Source organism: Pseudogulbenkiania subflava DSM 22618 (genome assembly GCF_900177275.1).
GTDB lineage: Bacteria > Pseudomonadota > Gammaproteobacteria > Burkholderiales > Chromobacteriaceae > Pseudogulbenkiania > Pseudogulbenkiania subflava.
This window is the reverse complement of record NZ_FXAG01000001.1, coordinates 48493-65551: the sequence shown is the minus strand read 5'-3', so window position 1 is coordinate 65551 and position 17059 is coordinate 48493. Positions and strand designations below refer to the sequence as shown.

At 69.7% G+C, this 17059-nt stretch carries 16 protein-coding genes; all 16 read right to left on the bottom strand.

Translation table 11 applies throughout. The features are described from left to right. Complete coding sequence (xdhB, locus tag B9N72_RS00345; RefSeq protein ID WP_085274472.1) at window positions 1-2319, bottom strand: xanthine dehydrogenase molybdopterin binding subunit; 2319 nt, start codon at window positions 2317-2319, stop codon at window positions 1-3. Continuing rightward, window positions 2316-3815, bottom strand: coding sequence for a xanthine dehydrogenase small subunit (xdhA, locus tag B9N72_RS00340; protein WP_085274471.1), 1500 nt, complete (start codon window positions 3813-3815; stop codon window positions 2316-2318). Before xdhA ends, xdhB begins: the two co-directional genes overlap by 4 nt. Window positions 3816-3928: 113 nt before the next feature. Continuing rightward, window positions 3929-4123 (bottom strand): hypothetical protein, encoded by a 195-nt coding sequence (locus tag B9N72_RS00335; protein ID WP_143477718.1) that lies wholly within the window; start codon window positions 4121-4123, stop codon window positions 3929-3931. Between the two features lie 18 nt (window positions 4124-4141). Continuing rightward, window positions 4142-6478, bottom strand: coding sequence for a heavy metal translocating P-type ATPase (locus tag B9N72_RS00330; protein ID WP_143477717.1), 2337 nt, complete (start codon window positions 6476-6478; stop codon window positions 4142-4144). 23 nt (window positions 6479-6501) lie between these two features. Beyond that, a complete protein-coding gene (locus B9N72_RS00325; RefSeq protein WP_085274468.1) occupies window positions 6502-6777 on the bottom strand; it encodes a DUF5676 family membrane protein in 276 nt (91 codons plus the stop codon). A 120-nt stretch (window positions 6778-6897) separates the two neighbouring features. After that, window positions 6898-7299 (bottom strand): hypothetical protein, encoded by a 402-nt coding sequence (locus B9N72_RS00320; protein WP_085274467.1) that lies wholly within the window; start codon window positions 7297-7299, stop codon window positions 6898-6900. Between the two features lie 64 nt (window positions 7300-7363). Continuing rightward, the gene (locus B9N72_RS00315; RefSeq protein WP_085274466.1) at window positions 7364-8269 is read right to left on the bottom strand and encodes a LysR family transcriptional regulator; all 906 of its coding nucleotides are present in this window, start codon (window positions 8267-8269) and stop codon (window positions 7364-7366) included. A 19-nt stretch (window positions 8270-8288) separates the two neighbouring features. Continuing rightward, on the bottom strand, window positions 8289-9104 hold the full coding sequence (locus B9N72_RS00310) for a thiazole synthase (protein ID WP_085274465.1): 816 nt from the start codon (window positions 9102-9104) through the stop codon (window positions 8289-8291). Window position 9105: 1 nt separating this feature from the next. Then, entirely contained in the window at window positions 9106-9309 is a 204-nt protein-coding gene (gene thiS, locus B9N72_RS00305) for a sulfur carrier protein ThiS (protein WP_085274464.1), read from the bottom strand. Window positions 9310-9346: 37 nt separating this feature from the next. Then, window positions 9347-10771 (bottom strand): pyruvate kinase, encoded by a 1425-nt coding sequence (pyk, locus tag B9N72_RS00300; protein WP_085274463.1) that lies wholly within the window; start codon window positions 10769-10771, stop codon window positions 9347-9349. Beyond that, on the bottom strand, window positions 10768-11184 hold the full coding sequence (locus tag B9N72_RS00295) for a GlcG/HbpS family heme-binding protein (protein WP_085274462.1): 417 nt from the start codon (window positions 11182-11184) through the stop codon (window positions 10768-10770). The genes pyk and B9N72_RS00295 overlap by 4 nt, the downstream gene beginning before the upstream one ends. Before the next feature lie 95 nt (window positions 11185-11279). Next, a complete protein-coding gene (locus B9N72_RS00290; protein WP_085274461.1) occupies window positions 11280-12542 on the bottom strand; it encodes a glycerate kinase type-2 family protein in 1263 nt (420 codons plus the stop codon). 19 nt (window positions 12543-12561) lie between these two features. Then, window positions 12562-12984 (bottom strand): DUF3830 family protein, encoded by a 423-nt coding sequence (locus B9N72_RS00285; RefSeq protein ID WP_085274460.1) that lies wholly within the window; start codon window positions 12982-12984, stop codon window positions 12562-12564. A 196-nt stretch (window positions 12985-13180) separates the two neighbouring features. Beyond that, window positions 13181-14065, bottom strand: a complete 885-nt coding sequence (locus tag B9N72_RS00280; protein ID WP_085274459.1) for a 2-hydroxy-3-oxopropionate reductase — start codon at window positions 14063-14065, stop codon at window positions 13181-13183. Window positions 14066-14278: 213 nt separating this feature from the next. After that, window positions 14279-15058, bottom strand: a complete 780-nt coding sequence (gene hyi / locus B9N72_RS00275) for a hydroxypyruvate isomerase (protein WP_085274458.1) — start codon at window positions 15056-15058, stop codon at window positions 14279-14281. A gap of 27 nt (window positions 15059-15085) precedes the next feature. After that, a complete protein-coding gene (gene gcl, locus B9N72_RS00270; protein WP_085274457.1) occupies window positions 15086-16861 on the bottom strand; it encodes a glyoxylate carboligase in 1776 nt (591 codons plus the stop codon). Window positions 16862-17059: the final 198 nt, after the last annotated feature.

Sequence of the window (17059 nt, the reverse complement as noted above, 5' to 3'; positions counted from 1 at the left end):
TCAGGCTCCCGGGCGATAGCCGATGGCGTCGAGCGCATCGAGCACCGCCTGTGGCGTGGCCGGGGCGGCGAGCGGCACGCGCTGGCCTGGTGCGGCGCAGTAAGCCAAGGCGTCGCGGATGGCGAAGAACACCGACAACGCCAGCATCAGCGGCGGTTCGCCCACCGCCTTGGAGTGGTGCAGTCCTTCCTCGACGTTGGCGTTGTCGAACAGCGTGACCGTGAAGTGCTCCGGCACGTCGTAGGCGGTGGGAATCTTGTAGGTGGACGGCGCGTGCGTGGCCAGCCGTCCGTCCGGCTGCCAGTAGAGCTCCTCGCTGGTGAGCCAGCCCATGCCCTGCACGAAGCCGCCCTCGATCTGGCCGCGGTCGATGGCCGGGTTCAGCGAGCGGCCGACATCGTGCAGGATGTCCACCGCCATGAGCCGCGTCGCGCCCGACAGCGTGTCGACCGCCACCTCGCTCACCGCCGCGCCGTAGGCGAAGTAGTAGAACGGCCTCCCCTGGCGCGTGTCGGCGTCGTAGTGGATCTTGGGCGTGCGGTAGAAGCCGGCCTCCCACAACGGCAGGCGGCGGCGGTAGGCCAGCGTCACCAGTTCGGTGAAGTCGAGCCGGTGCTCGCCGGAGAAGACCTGGCCCCCTTTGAACTCGACCGTGGCGGCGTGGCAGCCGTAGAGCACGGCGAACAGGGCGGCCAGCCGGGTGCTGATCGCCCCGGCCGCCTGGCGCGCGGCCTGGCCGTTGAGGTCGGCGCTGGAGGAGGCGGCGCTGGCCGAGGTGTTGGGCACCTTGGCGGTGTCGGTGGCGCCGATGCGCACCCGCTCCAGCGGCAGCCCCAGTTCCTCGGCCACCACCTGCTGCACCTTGATGTGCAGGCCCTGGCCCATCTCGATGCCGCCGTGGCTGACCAGCACGCTGCCGTCGAGGTAGACGTGCACCAGCGCGCCGGCCTGGTTGTAGTGGGTGGCGGTGAAGGCGATGCCGAACTTGACCGGGGTCAGCGCCAGGCCGCGCTTGAGCACCGGGCTCGCGGCATTGAAGGCGGCGATGGCGTGGCGGCGCTCCGGGTAGTGGCTGTCGCGCTCCAGCTGGTCCACCAGTTCCGGCAGCACGTTGTCCGCCACGGTCATGCCGTAGTGGGTGGTGTCGCGCGGCGCCGCGCCGTAGAAGTTGGCGCGCCGCACCGCGAGCGGATCGAGCCGGAGTTCGCGCGCGATGTCGTCGAGCACGCTCTCGATGGCGAACATGCCCTGCGGCCCGCCGAAGCCGCGGAAGGCGGTATTCGACACGGTGTGGGTCCTGAGGCGCAGATTGTGCAGCGCCACCGCGTCCAGGTAGTAGGCGTTGTCGACGTGGAACAGGGCGCGGTCGTTGACCGGGCCGGACAGGTCGGCGGAATGGCCGCAGCGCGCCGCCAGGGTCAGCTCGAGGCCGTGCAGGCGGCCGCTGTCGTCGAAGCCGACGTCGTAGTCGTAGGCAAAGTCGTGGCGCTTGCCGGTGACGGTGATGTCGACGTCGCGGTCCAGGCGCAGCTTGACCGGGCGGCCGGTGCGCTGCGCCAGCAGCGCCGCCAGGCAAGCCCACTGCGCCGACTGCGTTTCCTTGCCGCCGAAGCCGCCGCCGATGCGGCGGCACTCGACCGTCACCGCGTGCGCCGGCAGCCCGAGCGCCTCCGCCACCAGTTGCTGCATCTCGCTCGGGTGCTGGGTGGAGCAGTAGAGCTGCAGGCCGCCGTCGTCGCGCGGCACGGCGTAGCTGACCTGCCCCTCGAGATAGAAGTGTTCCTGGCCGCCCACGCTCAGCTGTCCCTGCAGGCGGTGCGGTGCCTGTTGCAGGGCGGCCGCGGCGTCGCCACGTTGCATGTCCACCGGCGGCAGCACGTAGTCGGCGGCGGCTTGCGCGCTGGCGATGTCGAGGTGCGCCGGCTGCGTCTCGTATTCGGCCCACGCCAGCCGTACCGCGCGCCGCGCCGTCTCGACGTTGTCGGCGGCGACGGCGAACAAAGGTTGGCCGAAGAACTGTATCTCGCCCGCGCACAGGATCGGGTCGTCCGGCAGGATCGGGCCGCAGCTGGTGCCGTGGCACAAGTCGGCGGCGGTGAGCACGGCGCGCACCCCCGGCAGCTGCCGCACCGTGTCGAGCTCGAGCGCGATGAGCCGGCCATGGGCGACCTCGGCGCAGCCGAGCGCGGCGTGGAGTGTGCCGGGCAGTTCGGGCAGGTCGTCGGTGTAGCGGGCACGGCCGGTGACGTGCAGCGGGGCGCTGTCGTGCGCATAGGGCAGGCCGACGTGGTCGTGCACGGGGGGTGGAGGCGTGCTCATAGGGTTTCCTCGGGCGCGGGCCGCGCGATCGGCTCCAGCTCATCGAGCTGCAGCGGCGTCATCCCCTGGCTGTCGAGCCAGGCTCGCCACAGCAGCCGGCGTGCCAGGCGCTGGCGGTGGTCGGCGCGGCCGCGCAGGTCCGACAGCGGCGAAAAGTCCTGCTGCAGTTCGTTCATCGCCGCCTCCACCGCCACCGCGTTCCACGGCCGCCCGATCAGCGCGGCCTCGGCCTGGGGCGCGCGTGCCGGCACCGCCGCCATGCCGCCCAGGGCCAGCCGGGCGTCCTGCACCACGCCGCTGTCGTCGCGCGTGATGGCGAGCGCCAGGAATACAGTGGCGATATCCTGTTCGTAGCGTTTGGACGCCTTGTAGGCGCGGATGAACGGGGCTGGCCCAGCGGCGTTGGAGGGAAGGCGGCGCGGCACCAGCACCGCGCGCACGAATTCGCCCGGCGCCAGGGCGTTGTGCTGGTAGCCGAGGTAGAACTGCTCCAGCGCCAGCTCGCGTTCGGCGCCGAGCCGGTGCAGCCGCAGCCGCGCCCCCAGCGCGATCAGCGCCGGCATCGAGTCGCCGATCGGCGAGCCGTTGGCGATATTGCCGGCCAGGGTGGCGGCGTTGCGGATCGGCGGCGAGGCGAAGCGCCGTGCCAGCTCGGCCAGCTCCGGGTACTCGGCCAGCAAGGCGGCGAAGGCGTCGGTCAGCGTCACCGCGGCGCCGATGCGCAGCCACTCTGGATCGTGCTCGATGGTTTTCAGCTCGTCCACGTGCGCCAGCGCAATCAGCTCGGGCAGCTCGTGCAGCTGTTTGGTGACCCACAGCCCGAGATCGGTGCCGCCCGCCAGCAGCCGCGCCTCGGGGACGGCGGCGTACAGTTCCGCCAGCTCGGCCAGGGTGCGGGGGCTGCGCAAACGGGCGCCGCCGGCACGGTAATCGAGCGCCGGGGCCGTGGCCATCGCCTGCAAGGCGGCGACGATCGGCTCCGGGTTGGGCAGGCAGGGCGGGGCGGCGCAGGCGGCGACGCCGGCATCGACGATGGGGCGGTAGCCGGTGCAGCGGCACAGGTTGCCGGACAGCGCGTCGATCACCTCTGCGCGTCCGGCACCGGGGTGCTGGCTGGCGAGTGCGAACAGCGACATCACGAAGCCTGGGGTGCAGAAGCCGCATTGCGAGCCGTGCTGCTCGATCAGCGCCTGCTGCACCGGGTGCAGCCCGTCCGGCGCCAGCGCGGCGAGGTCCTCCACCGTCAACAGCGCCTTGCCGTCCAGCGCCGGCAGCAGCATGAGGCAGGCGTTCACCGCGTGCCAGACCAGTTCGCCATGACGCAGCTCGCCGACGGCCACGGTACAGGCGCCGCAGTCGCCTTCGGCACAGCCTTCCTTGGTGCCGCAGGCGTGCAGGTCCTCGCGCAGGTACTGCAGCACGGTGCGGGTGGGGGGCTGCTGCTGCACCCGCACGATGTCGCCTCGGTAGTAGAACTGGATCGGCCGCTGTTGCATGCTGTGCTGTCCGCTGGGCTGCCGGGCGGCTGCCCGGTTTCTATAAAGATAGTCGGGCAGGCGTGGCTTGCCAGCTTGGGGCGCCGTCCGGCCTGGCCGCCGGGGGCGGCGGGTCAGCGCGGTGCGGCGCCTCGGGCGAGTGTCGTGCGCCGGGCCGGGCAGACGGTAAGCCACACCACCAGCACGGGACACAGCACCAGCACCAGGGCCATGGCCAGCGTCGCCGGCGAGACGCCGTAGACGCCGATCGCCCCGCCTGCCACCGCGATCGAGATCACGGCACACCCCTGGTACGCCAGCCGTTTCATCTTCATGCCCTCCTGCGCTCAGAGCCCGATCCGCGCCCGCTTGAGCAGCGCCGAGTTGACGATCACCGACAGCGAACTGAGCGCCATCGCCGCCGCCGCCAGGATGGGGTTGAGCAGGCCCAGCGCCGCGACGGGAATCCCGATGCTGTTGTAGATGAAGGCCCAGAACAGGTTCTGCTTGATCTTGCCCATGGTGGCGCGCGACAGCTGGATGGACGCCACCACGTCGCGCACATCGTTCTTGATCAGGATGATGCCGCCGGTCTCCTTGGCCACGTCGGAACCGGAGCCGATGGCGATGCCGATGTCGGCGGTTGCCAGGGCCGGGGCATCGTTGACGCCGTCGCCCACCATCGCCACCACCTCGCCCGCGTCGCGCAGCTGGCGGATCACCCTGGCCTTGTCCTCCGGCAGCACCTCGGCGATTACCTGCTCGATGCCGATCTGCCGGGCGATCGCCTCGGCGGTGCGCCGGTTATCGCCGGTCAGCAGCACGACCTTGATCTGCCGCGCCGCGAGGGCGGCCACGGCCTGGGCGGCCTCCGGCTTCAGCGTGTCCGCCACGGCGATCACGCCGATCAGGCGGCCGCTCTCCCCCACCAGCATGGCGGTCTTGCCGTCCGCTTCCAGGCGCGCCAGGGTCTCTGCCGCGGCATCGATCGCGATGTTTTCCCGGGTGAACAGGCGGCGGTTGCCCAGCAGCACCGGGCGCCCCTCCACCACGCCCTGGATGCCGTGGCCGGCAATGCCGGTGATGGCGCCGGCCGGCGCCAGCGGCAGGCCGCGCTGCCGTGCCGCCCTCACCATGGCTTGCCCCAGCGGGTGCTCCGAGCCGGCTTCCACCGCGGCGGCCAGCCCCAGCACCTGCGCTGCGTCGTGGGTGCCGAACGGCACGACATCGGTGACGTTCGGCTCGCCGCGCGTCAGGGTGCCGGTCTTATCGAACACGATGGTGGTGAGCTTCTCCGCCCGCTCCAGCACCTCGCCGCCACGGATCAGGATGCCGCCGTCCGCCCCCTTGCCGACGCCGACCATCAGCGCCGCCGGCGTGGCGATGCCCAGCGCGCACGGGCAGGAAATGATCAGTACCGCGATGAAGGCCAGCAGCCCTTGCGGGAAGTGGCCGGCCAGCCACCAGCCCAAGAAGGCGAGCACGGCGACCCCGACCACCGCCGGCACGAAATAGCCCGTGACGGTGTCGGCCAGGCGCTGGATCTGCGCGGTGCTGGCCTGGGCCTCTTCCACCATGCGGATGATCTGCGCCAGCGCGGTGTCGGCGCCGATGCGGGTGGCGCGGAAGGCGAACACGCCGGCGCCGTTCAGGGTGCCGCCGATCACCGGTGCGCCGGGCTGCTTCGCCACCGGCATCGATTCGCCGGTGAGCATCGACTCGTCCACGTTGGACTGCCCTTCGATCACCTCGCCGTCGGTCGGCACCTTCTCGCCCGGCTTCACCAGCACCGTTTCGCCCACCATGATGCTTTCGGCCGGAATGTCCGTTTCCACGCCGTCGCGCCGCACGTGCGCCGTGGCCGGCTTGAGGTCGAGCAGATGGCGCACCGCCGCCGACGATTTCTTCTTGATGATCTCCTCCATGTAGCGCCCGAGCAGCACGAAGGCGATGATCACCGCCGACACTTCGAAATAGACGTCGCGCTCGGCCACCTTGACCGGCAGGATGGCCGGGAAGAACAGCACCGCCACGCTGTAGAAATAAGCCACCGAGGTGCCCAGCGCGATCAGGAAATCCATGTTGATGTTGCGGGTGCGGATGGCGTTCCAGGCGCCCTTGTAGAAGCTCCAGCCGCCGACGAACTGCACCGGCGTCACCAGCAGGAACAGCCACATCCCCCAGGTCAGCCAGGGCAGGGCCGGAATCGGCGCCCACGACAGCAGCGTGGCGCCGGCGGCGAGCGCCAGGAAGGCGCCGGCGCGCAGCATGGCCAGCGCCAGCACGCCGGTCAGCGCGATGGTGACCCGCGTCTTCATCGCCTTCAGTTCGTGCTCGGGCGATTCGAAGGTGCGCAGGCAGCTGTCGCTGCAGAAGTAATAGGTGCGGCCGCCGCGTTGTGCCGTCAGCGCGCTGGCCTTGTCCACCAGCATGCCGCAGATCGGATCCTTGGCGCGGCCGCTGGCACCGCTCGCGCCGGCCGGCCGCATGGTCGCGGCTGCGGGCGGGGGCGAGCTGGTGTTGCGGGCGTCGTGGACGTGGATGTAGCGCTCCGGCGCGGCGGCGAATTGCTGCTGGCAGTGCGCCGAGCAGAACCAGTAGCGCTGTCCGTGGTGCTCCAGGCTGGACTGGGCCGTGGCCGGGTCGATCTGCATGCCGCAGACCGGGTCGCTGACGCGTGCCATCGTCGTTCTCCTTCGTTGCGCCGCTAGCGGCGGCCGTGCAGCAGCGTGTGCAGCCATGCGAACACCGTGCCGACCACGAAGCCCCATAGCGCCAGCACGACCAGCGGGTAGAGAAAGACGGCGAGCGTGAACGGTGCCGGGCTGGCCAGCTTGTGAAAATCGAGGCCGTGGAACAGGGCGTTGAGGAAGTCGATCCCCTGCGCGGGCCACTGCCGGTAGAGGAGGGCGCACACGATATAGCTGAACGCCATGGTGAGGGCCAGCGCGAGGCCGGTTTTCCAAGGGGGGGACAGGGTCATGACAGGCTCCTTGCATGGTGAGTGCTGCAAAAGGCCGGCCGGCGCCACGCACCGTCGCGGCATGAGCTTGCCGCCGACGGCAAAACGGCTCGCGGTCCGGCAATCCGGACGGAGCTGGCGCTAATCGTTGAAACGCTGGAACAGCAGGAAGGGAGGGCGCAGCGTGGCCGGCCACACCGCCTGGTGTGGCCGAGAGGCCCGGCCGTGGCGGCAGAGGGGTGCGATGATCACGGGCAGCAGCAACCACAGCATCAGCAGAGGTGTCGGCAAAGGCGCGGCCTCTGGCGGCGGGGAGGTGCTCGTCGCGCTGCCCAGGCTGGCGCAGAAGGACTGGCAGCTGGCGTGGTGCGAGGGCTGCGCCGGAGCGGGCGCGTCTGACGGGTCGGCGCTCAGGACGGCAGTACCCGCCGTGGACGGTGCCTCGGCCAGGCAGCCCTCGATACTGCCTGCTGCGCAGGCAAACACCCACAGCGCCAGCAGCAGGCGGCAAAAGAGCGGCAGGGGGCGGCGGGAGAGGGCCATGGCGGGGACATCCGCAGTGTGGTTACCCTCACTATAGCCGCCGCGGGGCGCCGCATCGCGCCGTCTATCTTTCCCAGTATCCGGGGGTGTTGTAGGTCTTTTTCAGATAGTCGATGAAGAAGCGCACCTTGGCCGGCAGGTAGCGCTGTTGCGGGTAGACCGCCTGGATGTCGTAGGCCGGCACCGCGAACTCGTCGAGTACGGTGACCAGCTCGCCGCGCTTCAGCTCGCCCTCGATCTCCCAGGTGGAGCGCCAGCCGATGCCCAGCCCCTGCTTCACCCAGTTGTAGAGCAGCTCGCCATCGTTGCAGTCCAGGTTGCCGCCGGCCTTCACCGCCACCAGCCGGCCGTCCTTCAGGAAGGACCAGCCGCGCGGCTGGCCGCCCTGCAGGTTGAAGGCCAGGCAGTTGTGCTGGGCCAGATCCTCCAGGCAGCGCGGGACGCCATGCCGCGCGAAGTACGCCGGCGTGCCGCACACCACGCGGCGGTTGCTGGCCAGTTTCACCGCGACGTAGTTGGGGTCGGTGACCTCGCCGATGCGGATGGCCATGTCGTAGCCCTCGCGCACCAGGTCGACCACGCTGTCGGTAAGGTTGAACGAGAGCTTCAGGTCGGGGTAGAGGGTCTGGAAGGTCTGGCCGAGCGGCGCCACGTGACGGCGCCCGAACGCCGCAGGCGCCGACACCACCAGGTGGCCGCGCACCAGGTTGCGTCCGGCCAGCAGCGAGGACTCGATCTCGTCAAAGTCCTTGAGCAGCTGGCGCGCCTGGTCGAGGAACTGCTCGCCCAGGTCGGTGAGGTGCAGGCCGCGCGTGGAGCGGTGCATCAGCTTGACGCCGAGGCGGTCTTCCAGGCTGTCGAGGCGGCGCCCCATCACCACCGGCGTCACCCGCTCGGCCTGCGCGGCGGCGGCGAAGCTGCCCTTTTCGGCCACCAGCACGAAGCTCTTGAGTTCCGTGTATCGGTCCATCCTCACCTCTCCTCGGGGGCTAGCGGCTTCGGCCAACCGCGATCAGGCCGTCGCCGGGCGAACTGGGCGAGGCCGCGTAATGCTTCATCGGCATGCGTCCCGCCTCGTGGGCGAGCCGCCCCGACGCCACGGCCAGGCGCATTGCCCGTGCCATGGCGACCGGGTCGCGGGCCTGGGCGATGGCGGTGTTCATCAGCACGCCGTCGCAGCCCAGCTCCATGGCGATGGCGGCATCGGAGGCCGTGCCCACCCCGGCATCCACCAGCACCGGGATGGAGACGGCGTCGATCACGAGGCGCACGTTCCAGGGGTTGAGGATGCCCATGCCGGAACCGATCAGGCTGGCCAGCGGCATCACCGCCACGCAGCCGATGTCTTGCAGGCGCCGGGCCTGGATGGGGTCGTCGGCACAATACACCATCACCTGAAAGCCGTCACGGACCAGCACCTCGGCGGCGCGCAAGGTTTCCGGCATGTTGGGGTAGAGGGTGCGCTCGTCGCCCAGCACCTCCAGCTTCACCAGCGCGTGGCCGTCCAGCAGCTCCCGCGCCAGGCGCAGGGTGCGCACCGCGTCCTCTGCGGTATAGCAGCCGGCGCTGTTGGGCAGGTAGGTGTAGCGCTCGGGCGGCAGCACGTCCAGCAGGCTGGGGGCCGCCGGGTCCTGGCCGAGGTTGGTGCGGCGCACGGCGACGGTGACGATCTCTGCCCCCGAGGCCGCCACCGCCTGCCGCGTCTCCTCCAGGTCGCGGTACTTGCCGGTGCCCACCAGCAGGCGCGAGGCGTAGGCCCGGCCGGCGATGACGAGCGGCGTCACGGCCTGTTCGGTGTGCGCCATCTCAGCCTCCCCCCACCGCGATCACGATCTCCAGCCGGTCGCCGCTGGCGATGGCGGTCTCGGCATAGGCGCTCCTCGGCACGATGGCGCCGTTGCACTCCACCGCCACACGCTTGCCCGCCAGGCCTTGGCTCGCCAGCAAGTCCTGCAACGAGCGATGCGCGGGGCACCGCACCGTGCGGCCATTCATCGATATCTCCAGCATGTCTATTCCTCGGTGTTTTCCGTGCTTGGCCGGCGGATCAGCCCGCGTCGGGCAGGTGCACCACGTGCAGCAGGTTGGTGCTGCCACGTTGGCCGAAGGGAATGCCGGCGATCACCACCACGGTATCGCCGGGACTGGCGACCTGCTCCCGCTGCGCGGCGTCCGTGGCGTGGGCGATCATCTCGCCCACGTCCTGCACCTCGTCGAACGGCACCGGATGGACCCCCCAGACCAGGGCCAGGCGGCGCGCGGTGGCGAGCTGCGGGGTCAGCGCCAGGATCGGCGCCACCGGCCGCTCACGGCTGGCGCGCAGCGCGCTGAAGCCGGAGGAGGTGAAGGCCACCGTGGCGGCGGGCTGCAGCAGCTCGGCGACGCGGCGCAGGGCGCAGCAGATGGCGTCCGGGGTGTTGGGCTGGGCGGGGGTGTGGCCGGCCGCCAGTTCGTGGCGCCAGGCCGGGTCGTGCTCCACCTCGGCGATGATGCGGTCCATGATGGCGACCGCCTCCACCGGGTACTGGCCGGAGGCGGATTCCGCCGAGAGCATCACCGCGTCGGCCCCTTCGTACACCGCGGTGGCGACGTCGGACGCCTCGGCGCGGGTCGGCACCGGGGCCACGATCATCGACTCCAGCATCTGGGTGGCCACCACCACCGGCCGGCCGGCGGCGCGAGCGGCGCGCACGATGCGCCGCTGCAGCACCGGCACCTGCTGCGGCGGCAGTTCCACCCCGAGGTCGCCGCGCGCCACCATGACGCCGTCGGCCAGCGCCACGATTTCGTCGAGATGCTCGATGGCGGCAGGCTTCTCCAGCTTGGCCATGATCCAGGCGCGCTCGCCGATCAGCGCGCGCGCCTCGGCGATGTCCTCGGGGCGCTGCACGAAGGACAGCGCCACCCAGTCGACCCCCAGCTCCAGGCCGAAGGCGAGATCGGCCCGGTCCTTCGCCGTCAGCGGCGAGATCGGCAGCACCACGCCGGGGACGTTCACCCCCTTGCGGTCGGACAGCGTGCCGCCCACCAGCACCGTGGTGTCGGCGAAGTCGGGGCCGAAGGCCTCGACGCGCAGGCGCAGCTTGCCGTCGTCGAGCAGCAGTTCGGTGCCGGTCTCGAGCGCGGCGAAGATTTCCGGGTGCGGCAGGTTGGCGCGGCCGGCATCGCCCTCGGCAGGGTCGAGATCGAGACGGAAGCGGGCGCCGGGCTGGAGCAGCACCTTGCCGCCGGCCATGCGGCCGATGCGCAGCTTGGGGCCTTGCAGGTCCAGCAGCACGCCGATCGGGCGGCCGAGTTCGTGTTCGACCGCGCGGATCAGGCGCAGGCGAGCGGCGTGGTCCTCGTGGCTGCCGTGGCTGAAATTGAGCCGGAACACGTCGGCACCGGCTTCGGCCAACGCGCGGATGCGCTCAAGGGTGGAGCTCGCCGGCCCGAGCGTGGCGAGGATGCGGGCCCGACGCTGGCGTCTCATGCGACCTCCCACTGGCCGATAACGGCGGCCACCCCGGCGCGGGCGACCTGGGCGTCCTCGCCGGCCTTGACCCCGGAGACCCCGACCGCACCGATCACCAGGCCGTCGACGACGATTGGCTCGCCGCCTTCCAGCGGCACCACCGGCATCGCCAGCGCGGCGAAGCGGCCGTTGTTCACCATCTCCTCGAACGCCTTGCTCGGCTTGCCGCTGAGCACGCAGGTGCGCGCCTTTTCCGGCGCCACGGCGGCGCTCATCAGCGGCGCGCCGTCCATGCGCTGCAGCCACAGGGCGTGGCCGCCGGCATCGCACACCGCGATGCTGACCGCCCAGCCTTGTGCCTCCGCTTCGGCTTCGGCGGCGGCGGCGATACGCTTGACCTCGTCCAGGGTCAGTGCCTTGGTGTCTCTCATCTCTGTCTCCTCTTGGAGCCCATCTTGTCGGGCGGCGGCGCCTTCACACTCGCGCGCCTGTCGGAATGGACTTTGAATGAATAATGGCTTGCCGCTCAGGTGAGCAGGATGGCGCGGAAGTCGTTCACGTTGGTCAATGTCGGGCCGGTGATCAGGGCGTCGCCCAGCGCTTCGAAGAAGCCGTGGCCGTCGTTGTCGTCGAGCCGGTCGCGCGGGCGGATGCCGGCGGCCCAGGCGCGGGAGAGGGTATCGGGAGCGATGAAGGCGCCGGCGATTTCCTCCTGCCCGTCGACGCCGTCGGTATCGCCGGCCACCGCATGGATGCCCGGCGCGCCGTTCAGTGCCACCGCGAGTGACAGCAGGAACTCCACGTTGCGGCCGCCGCGGCCCTGGCCGCGTACGGTGACCGTGGTCTCGCCGCCGGACAGCAGCACGCAGGGCGGCGCCACCGGCTGGCTGCGGTTCTTGATCTGCAGCGCGATACCGGCCATGACCTTGCCGACGTCGCGTGCTTCGCCTTCGATGCTGTCGCCGAGGATCAGCGCCGGCAGCCCGGCTTCGGCGGCGACCGCGGCAGCCGCTTCCAGTGCCATCTGCGGCGTCGCCACCAGGTGGGTGGTGACTCGCTCCAGGCGTTGGTCGCCCGGCTTGATGGTTTCGCCGGCGCCGGATTCCAGCAGTCGGCGTGCGCCGTCGGGCAGTTCGATGCCGTAGCGGCGGACGATCTCCAGCGCGTCGGCGCAGGTGGTGGGGTCCGCTACCGTCGGGCCGGAGGCGATGTCCATCGGATTGTCACCGGGTACGTCCGAGATCAGCAGGTTCACCACACGCGCCGGATGGCAGGCGGCGGCGAGCCGTCCGCCCTTGATCGCCGAGAGGTGGCGGCGCACGCAGTTCATCTCGGCGATGGTGGCGCCGGAGGTCAGCAGCGCGCGGTTGATGGCCTGCTTGTCCTCCAGGCTGACGCCGCGGCCCGGCAGCGGCAGCAGCGCGGAGCCGCCGCCCGAGATCAGGCAGATCACCAGGTCGTCGGGCGTCAGGCCGCGCACCGTGTCCAGCAGGCGGCCCGCCGCGGCCAGCCCGGCGTCGTCCGGCACCGGGTGGGCGGCTTCGACGATCTCGATGCGTTCACACGGCACGGCGTAGCCGTAGCGGGTCACCACCAGGCCGGTAAGCTCACCCGGCCAGTGGCGTTCCAGCGCCTGGGCCATGGCGGCGGACGCCTTGCCGGCACCGATGACGACGGTGCGGCCGCGTGGCGGCTCCGGCAGGAACGGCGGGATGCAGTGCTCCGGCTGGGCGGCGTTGACGGCGGCGGCGAACATCTTGGCAAGCAGATCACGGGGAGGCGTGTTCATCGTCAGGCGTCCTTTGGTTTCAGAGCTCACCGAGGTCGGTGAAACGGATCGGCTGCGCGCCCTTCCACAGCACGGTGCGTCCCATGTCCATCAACTGATCGCTGCCTTCGACCACGGTCAGGAAGTGGTTGCCCGCCAGCTGCCCCATCTTGCTGGCGAACTGGCTGCTGCCGTAGGCGAACAGGATCTCGGTTTCGGAAAAACCGCCCGGGTAGAGCAGCAGGTCGCCGCGCGACGGGTGGTTGGTATGGTTCTCGAAGCCGAGCCCGGTGTCGAAGTCGCCGAGCGGCACCCACACCGCCTCGCCGCTCCAGCGCGAATGGATCACCTGGTTGGAGAAGGGCAGCAGCTTCAGGAAGGCGGCGCAGGTGCGCGGCGCGGCCTCTTCTTCCAGACGGGCGACGAAATGGTAGGAACCGACATCGATGGACAGGTAACGCATGGAGCCTCCTTCTTAGAGTGGGGCCGGTCGAGGCCGGCCCTTCTGAGAACCAGTTCACGATCTTGCTGCGCATCCCTGATCGGGGCTCATGTGCTGCTCGGAATCCTCATGTACTCCAGTACATTCCGGTTCCTGTGCTGCTCTTCACCCCGCTGAGGGCTGCTCGCGACAGATCGTGAACAGGCTCGTACAACGCTTATTGGCCGATCTCGAAGTTGGCCATCTTCTCCAGCGCGCGCACCATCGCCGAATGATCCCAGCCGGCGCCGCCATGCGCCGCGCAGGCGTTGAACAGCTCCTGGGCGGTGGCGGTGTTGGGCAGGGATACGCCGAGCTGGCGGCCGGTGGTCAGCGCCAGGTTGAGGTCCTTCTGATGCAGCTCGATGCGGAAGCCCGGGTCGAAGGTGCGCTTGACCATGCGCTCGCCGTGCACTTCCAGAATGCGCGAGTTGGCGAAGCCGCCCATCAGCGCTTGGCGCACCTTGGCCGGGTCGGCGCCGGCCTTGGCCGCGAGCAGCAGCGCCTCGCCCACCGCCTCGATGGTGAGCGCCACGATGATCTGGTTGGCCACCTTGGTGATCTGGCCGTCGCCGTTGCCGCCGACCAGGGTGATGTTCTTGCCCATCAGCTCGAACAGCGACTTGACCTTGGCGAAGGCGGCTTCCGAGCCGCCCACCATGATGGTCAGCGTCGCTGCCTTGGCGCCGACTTCGCCACCCGATACCGGCGCATCCAGATACTCGCAGCCGAGCTCGTTGATGTGGCGGGCGAAATCCTTGGTGGCGACCGGCGAGATGGAGCTCATGTCCACCACGATCTTGCCGGCGCTGAGGCCGGCGGCGACGCCGTTGGCGCTGAACAGGGCGTCTTCCACGTGCGGGGTGTCCGGCACCATGGTGATGATGATGTCCGCCTGGCGCGCCACCTCGGCGCCGGTGGCGCAGACCCTGGCGCCGGCCTCGAGGATGGCCCCCGGGGTGTTGCCGCGGGTGTAGGTAAAGACGGTGTGGCCGCCGGCGATGAGGTGGCCAGCCATGGGGGCGCCCATGATGCCGAGGCCGATGAAACCGATGTTTGCCATGATCTTGTCTCCGTTTTGTGAGATTGAGTTCTGGAGCCGTTACCAAAACCCAGTGCAACGGTCTTGGCTAGGCGCGCGGCCGCAGAAAACGAGGCGTAGCCGAAGTTTCTGCGAAGCTACATGCAAGGAGTACGGCCAGTGCTTGCTGAGCGAATCTCTGCGAGAGATCCGCACGCGAGCGCAACAACGCCAAGAGGGTTTTGTTAGCGGCTCTTAGCGTGTCAGGGCCTTGATCCAGCCCAGCCCCTCGCGGGTGGTGGTGGCGGGCTTGTACTCGCAGCCGATCCAGCCGTCGTAGCCGAGTCCGTCAATGTGGCGCAGCAGCCACGGGTAATTGATCTCGCCGCTGCCCGGCTCGTGGCGGCCGGGGTTGTCGGCGAGCTGGATGTGGGCGATGCGCGGCAGGTGTTTGGCGATCGTGCCCGCCAGCTCGCCCTCCATGCGCTGGGCGTGGTAGATGTCGTACTGGATGAACAGGTTATCCGAGCCTACCGCGTCGAGGATCGCCGCCGCCTGGGCGGTGCGGTTGAGGTAGAAGCCGGGGATGTCGAAGGTGTTGATCGGCTCGATCAGCAGGCGGATGCCCGCCCGCTGCAACTGCGCGGCGGCAAAGCGCAGGTTGGCGACGAAGGTCTCGTGCAGCGTGTCCTGCGGCACCCCGGCCGGGGCGATGCCGGCCAGGCAGTTGAGCTGGGTGCAGCCCAGGGCCCGGGCGTAGTCGATGGCGCGGCCGACGCCGTCCTGGAACTCGTCGACCCGGTCCGGATGGCAGGCGATGCCGCGCTCGCCTGCTTCCCAGTCGCCGGCGGGCAGGTTGTGCAGCACCTGCACCAGGCCGTGACGCTCCAGCTGTTCGGCCAGGACGTCCTTGGCGAAGGCGTAGGGGAAGAGATACTCGACCCCCTGGAAACCGGCCTCGGCGGCGGCCTGGAAGCGCTCGAGGAACGGCAGCTCGGTGAAGAGCATGGTGAGGTTGGCGGCGAATTTCGGCATGGTGTCCTCCTGATGTCTGGGCGCGGGTCAGTCGAGCAGCGCGATGGCGGTTGGGGCGTCGGCGCCGTGGGCGGCCAGCTCCTCGAACTCGTTGACGGCGTTGATCTCGGTGCCCATCGAGATGTTGGTGACGCGTTCCAGGATGATCTCCACCACCACTGGCACGCGGAACTCTTCCATCCAGGCGCGGGCCTGGGCGAAGGCGGGCTGGATTTCCTCCGGCCGGCGCACGCGGATCGCCTTGCAGCCCAGTCCCTCGACCACCGCCACATGGTCCACGCCGTAGCCTTCGGTCTCCGGGGCGTTGATGTTCTCGAAGGCGAGCTGCACGCAGAAGTCCATGTCGAAGCCGCGCTGCGCCTGGCGGATCAGCCCCAGGTAGGCGTTGTTCACCACTACGTGCAGGTAGGGCAGCTTGAACTGGGCGCCGACGGCCAGCTCCTCGATCATGAACTGGAAGTCGTAGTCGCCGGAGATCGCCACCACCTTGCGCTCGGGGTCGGCGGCGCAGACACCCAGCGCGGCCGGGATGGTCCAGCCCAGCGGGCCGGCCTGGCCGCAGTTGATCCAGTGGCGCGGCTTGTAGACGTGGAGGAACTGGGCGGCGGCGATCTGGGACAGGCCGATGGTGCTGACGTAGCAGGTGTCGCGGCCGAAGGCGTGGTTCATCTCCTCGTACACCCGTTGCGGCTTCATCGGGACGGCGTCGAAGTGGGTCTTGCGCTGCAGGGTGCGTTTGCGCTCCTGGCACTCGGCGACCCAGGCGCTGCGGTCGGGGAGCCAGCCGGCCAGCTTCATCCCCCGCGCCACTTCCAGCAATTGGTCGAGCGCCGCGCCGGCGTCCGAGACGATGCCGTAGTCGGGGCCGAACACCCGGCCGATCTGGGTCGGCTCGATGTCGATATGCACGAAGGTGCGGCCTTCGGTATAGACCTCGACCGATCCGGTATGGCGGTTGGCCCAGCGGTTGCCGATGCCGATCACGAAGTCCGACGCCAGCATCGTCGCGTTGCCGTAGCGGTGCGAGGTTTGCAGGCCCACCATGCCGGCCATCAGCGGATGGTCGTCGGGCAGGCTGCCCCAGCCCATCAGGGTCGGGATCACCGGTACGCCGGTCAGCTCGGCGAACTCCTGCAGGCGGGCGGCCGCATCGGCATTGATCACGCCGCCGCCGGCGACGATCAGCGGGCGTTGGGCGGCATTGAGCATGGCCATCGCCTTCTCGGCCTGGGCGCGCGTGGCGGCCGGCTTGTGCAAGGGCAGGGGCTCGTAGGTTTCGATGTCGAATTCGATTTCGGCCATCTGCACGTCGAAGGGCAGGTCGATCAGCACCGGGCCGGGACGGCCGGAACGCATGATGTGGAAGGCCTGCTGGAACACGCGCGGCACCAGCGCCGGCTCACGTACCGTCACCGCCCACTTGGTGACCGGCTTGGCGATGGCTTCGATGTCCACCGCCTGGAAATCCTCCTTGTACAGGCGGGCGCGCGGCGCCTGGCCGGTAATGCAGAGGATAGGTATCGAATCCGCCGACGCCGAATACAGGCCGGTGATCATGTCGGTGCCGGCCGGGCCGGAAGTGCCGATGCACACCCCGACGTTGCCGGCGCGCGCGCGGGTATAGCCCTCCGCCATGTGGGAGGCGCCTTCCACATGGCGCGCCAGCACGTGCTGGAAGCGGCCATCCTTCTTCATGGCCGAATAAAGGGGATTGATGGCGGCGCCCGGCACGCCGAACACGGTGCTCACGCCTTCCTTGCGCAATACCGCCGCGGCGGCATCCACTGCTCTCATTCGGGCCATTTGTATTCCTCCTGGGGTGGGTCTGCTTCACTGATGGTCACAGCATAGGGAGAAAGACTAAGTGGTTGAATTGCCGGGGGTCTCGGTTCTGTCGATACTTTTAGTATCTACTCGTTCGGCCGCGCCTCTCCTTGTCGCTGAAAACGCAGGTGCTGCTGCCGCGTACCGTGAGTGCCGCGCCGCCGCCTTGCCGCCGCA

Excerpts from the sequence above, each read along its gene's own strand:
- xdhB (WP_085274472.1), bottom strand. The coding sequence starts at position 2,319 with ATGAGCACGCCTCCACCCCCCGTGCACGACCACGTCGGCCTGCCCTAT.
- xdhA (WP_085274471.1), bottom strand. The coding sequence starts at position 3,815 with ATGCAACAGCGGCCGATCCAGTTCTACTACCGAGGCGACATCGTGCGG.
- B9N72_RS00335 (WP_143477718.1), bottom strand. The coding sequence starts at position 4,123 with ATGAAACGGCTGGCGTACCAGGGGTGTGCCGTGATCTCGATCGCGGTG.
- B9N72_RS00330 (WP_143477717.1), bottom strand. The coding sequence starts at position 6,478 with ATGGCACGCGTCAGCGACCCGGTCTGCGGCATGCAGATCGACCCGGCC.
- B9N72_RS00325 (WP_085274468.1), bottom strand. The coding sequence starts at position 6,777 with ATGACCCTGTCCCCCCCTTGGAAAACCGGCCTCGCGCTGGCCCTCACC.
- B9N72_RS00320 (WP_085274467.1), bottom strand. The coding sequence starts at position 7,299 with ATGGCCCTCTCCCGCCGCCCCCTGCCGCTCTTTTGCCGCCTGCTGCTG.
- B9N72_RS00315 (WP_085274466.1), bottom strand. The coding sequence starts at position 8,269 with ATGGACCGATACACGGAACTCAAGAGCTTCGTGCTGGTGGCCGAAAAG.
- B9N72_RS00310 (WP_085274465.1), bottom strand. The coding sequence starts at position 9,104 with ATGGCGCACACCGAACAGGCCGTGACGCCGCTCGTCATCGCCGGCCGG.
- thiS (WP_085274464.1), bottom strand. The coding sequence starts at position 9,309 with ATGCTGGAGATATCGATGAATGGCCGCACGGTGCGGTGCCCCGCGCAT.
- pyk (WP_085274463.1), bottom strand. The coding sequence starts at position 10,771 with ATGAGACGCCAGCGTCGGGCCCGCATCCTCGCCACGCTCGGGCCGGCG.
- B9N72_RS00295 (WP_085274462.1), bottom strand. The coding sequence starts at position 11,184 with ATGAGAGACACCAAGGCACTGACCCTGGACGAGGTCAAGCGTATCGCC.
- B9N72_RS00290 (WP_085274461.1), bottom strand. The coding sequence starts at position 12,542 with ATGAACACGCCTCCCCGTGATCTGCTTGCCAAGATGTTCGCCGCCGCC.
- B9N72_RS00285 (WP_085274460.1), bottom strand. The coding sequence starts at position 12,984 with ATGCGTTACCTGTCCATCGATGTCGGTTCCTACCATTTCGTCGCCCGT.
- B9N72_RS00280 (WP_085274459.1), bottom strand. The coding sequence starts at position 14,065 with ATGGCAAACATCGGTTTCATCGGCCTCGGCATCATGGGCGCCCCCATG.
- hyi (WP_085274458.1), bottom strand. The coding sequence starts at position 15,058 with ATGCCGAAATTCGCCGCCAACCTCACCATGCTCTTCACCGAGCTGCCG.
- gcl (WP_085274457.1), bottom strand. The coding sequence starts at position 16,861 with ATGGCCCGAATGAGAGCAGTGGATGCCGCCGCGGCGGTATTGCGCAAG.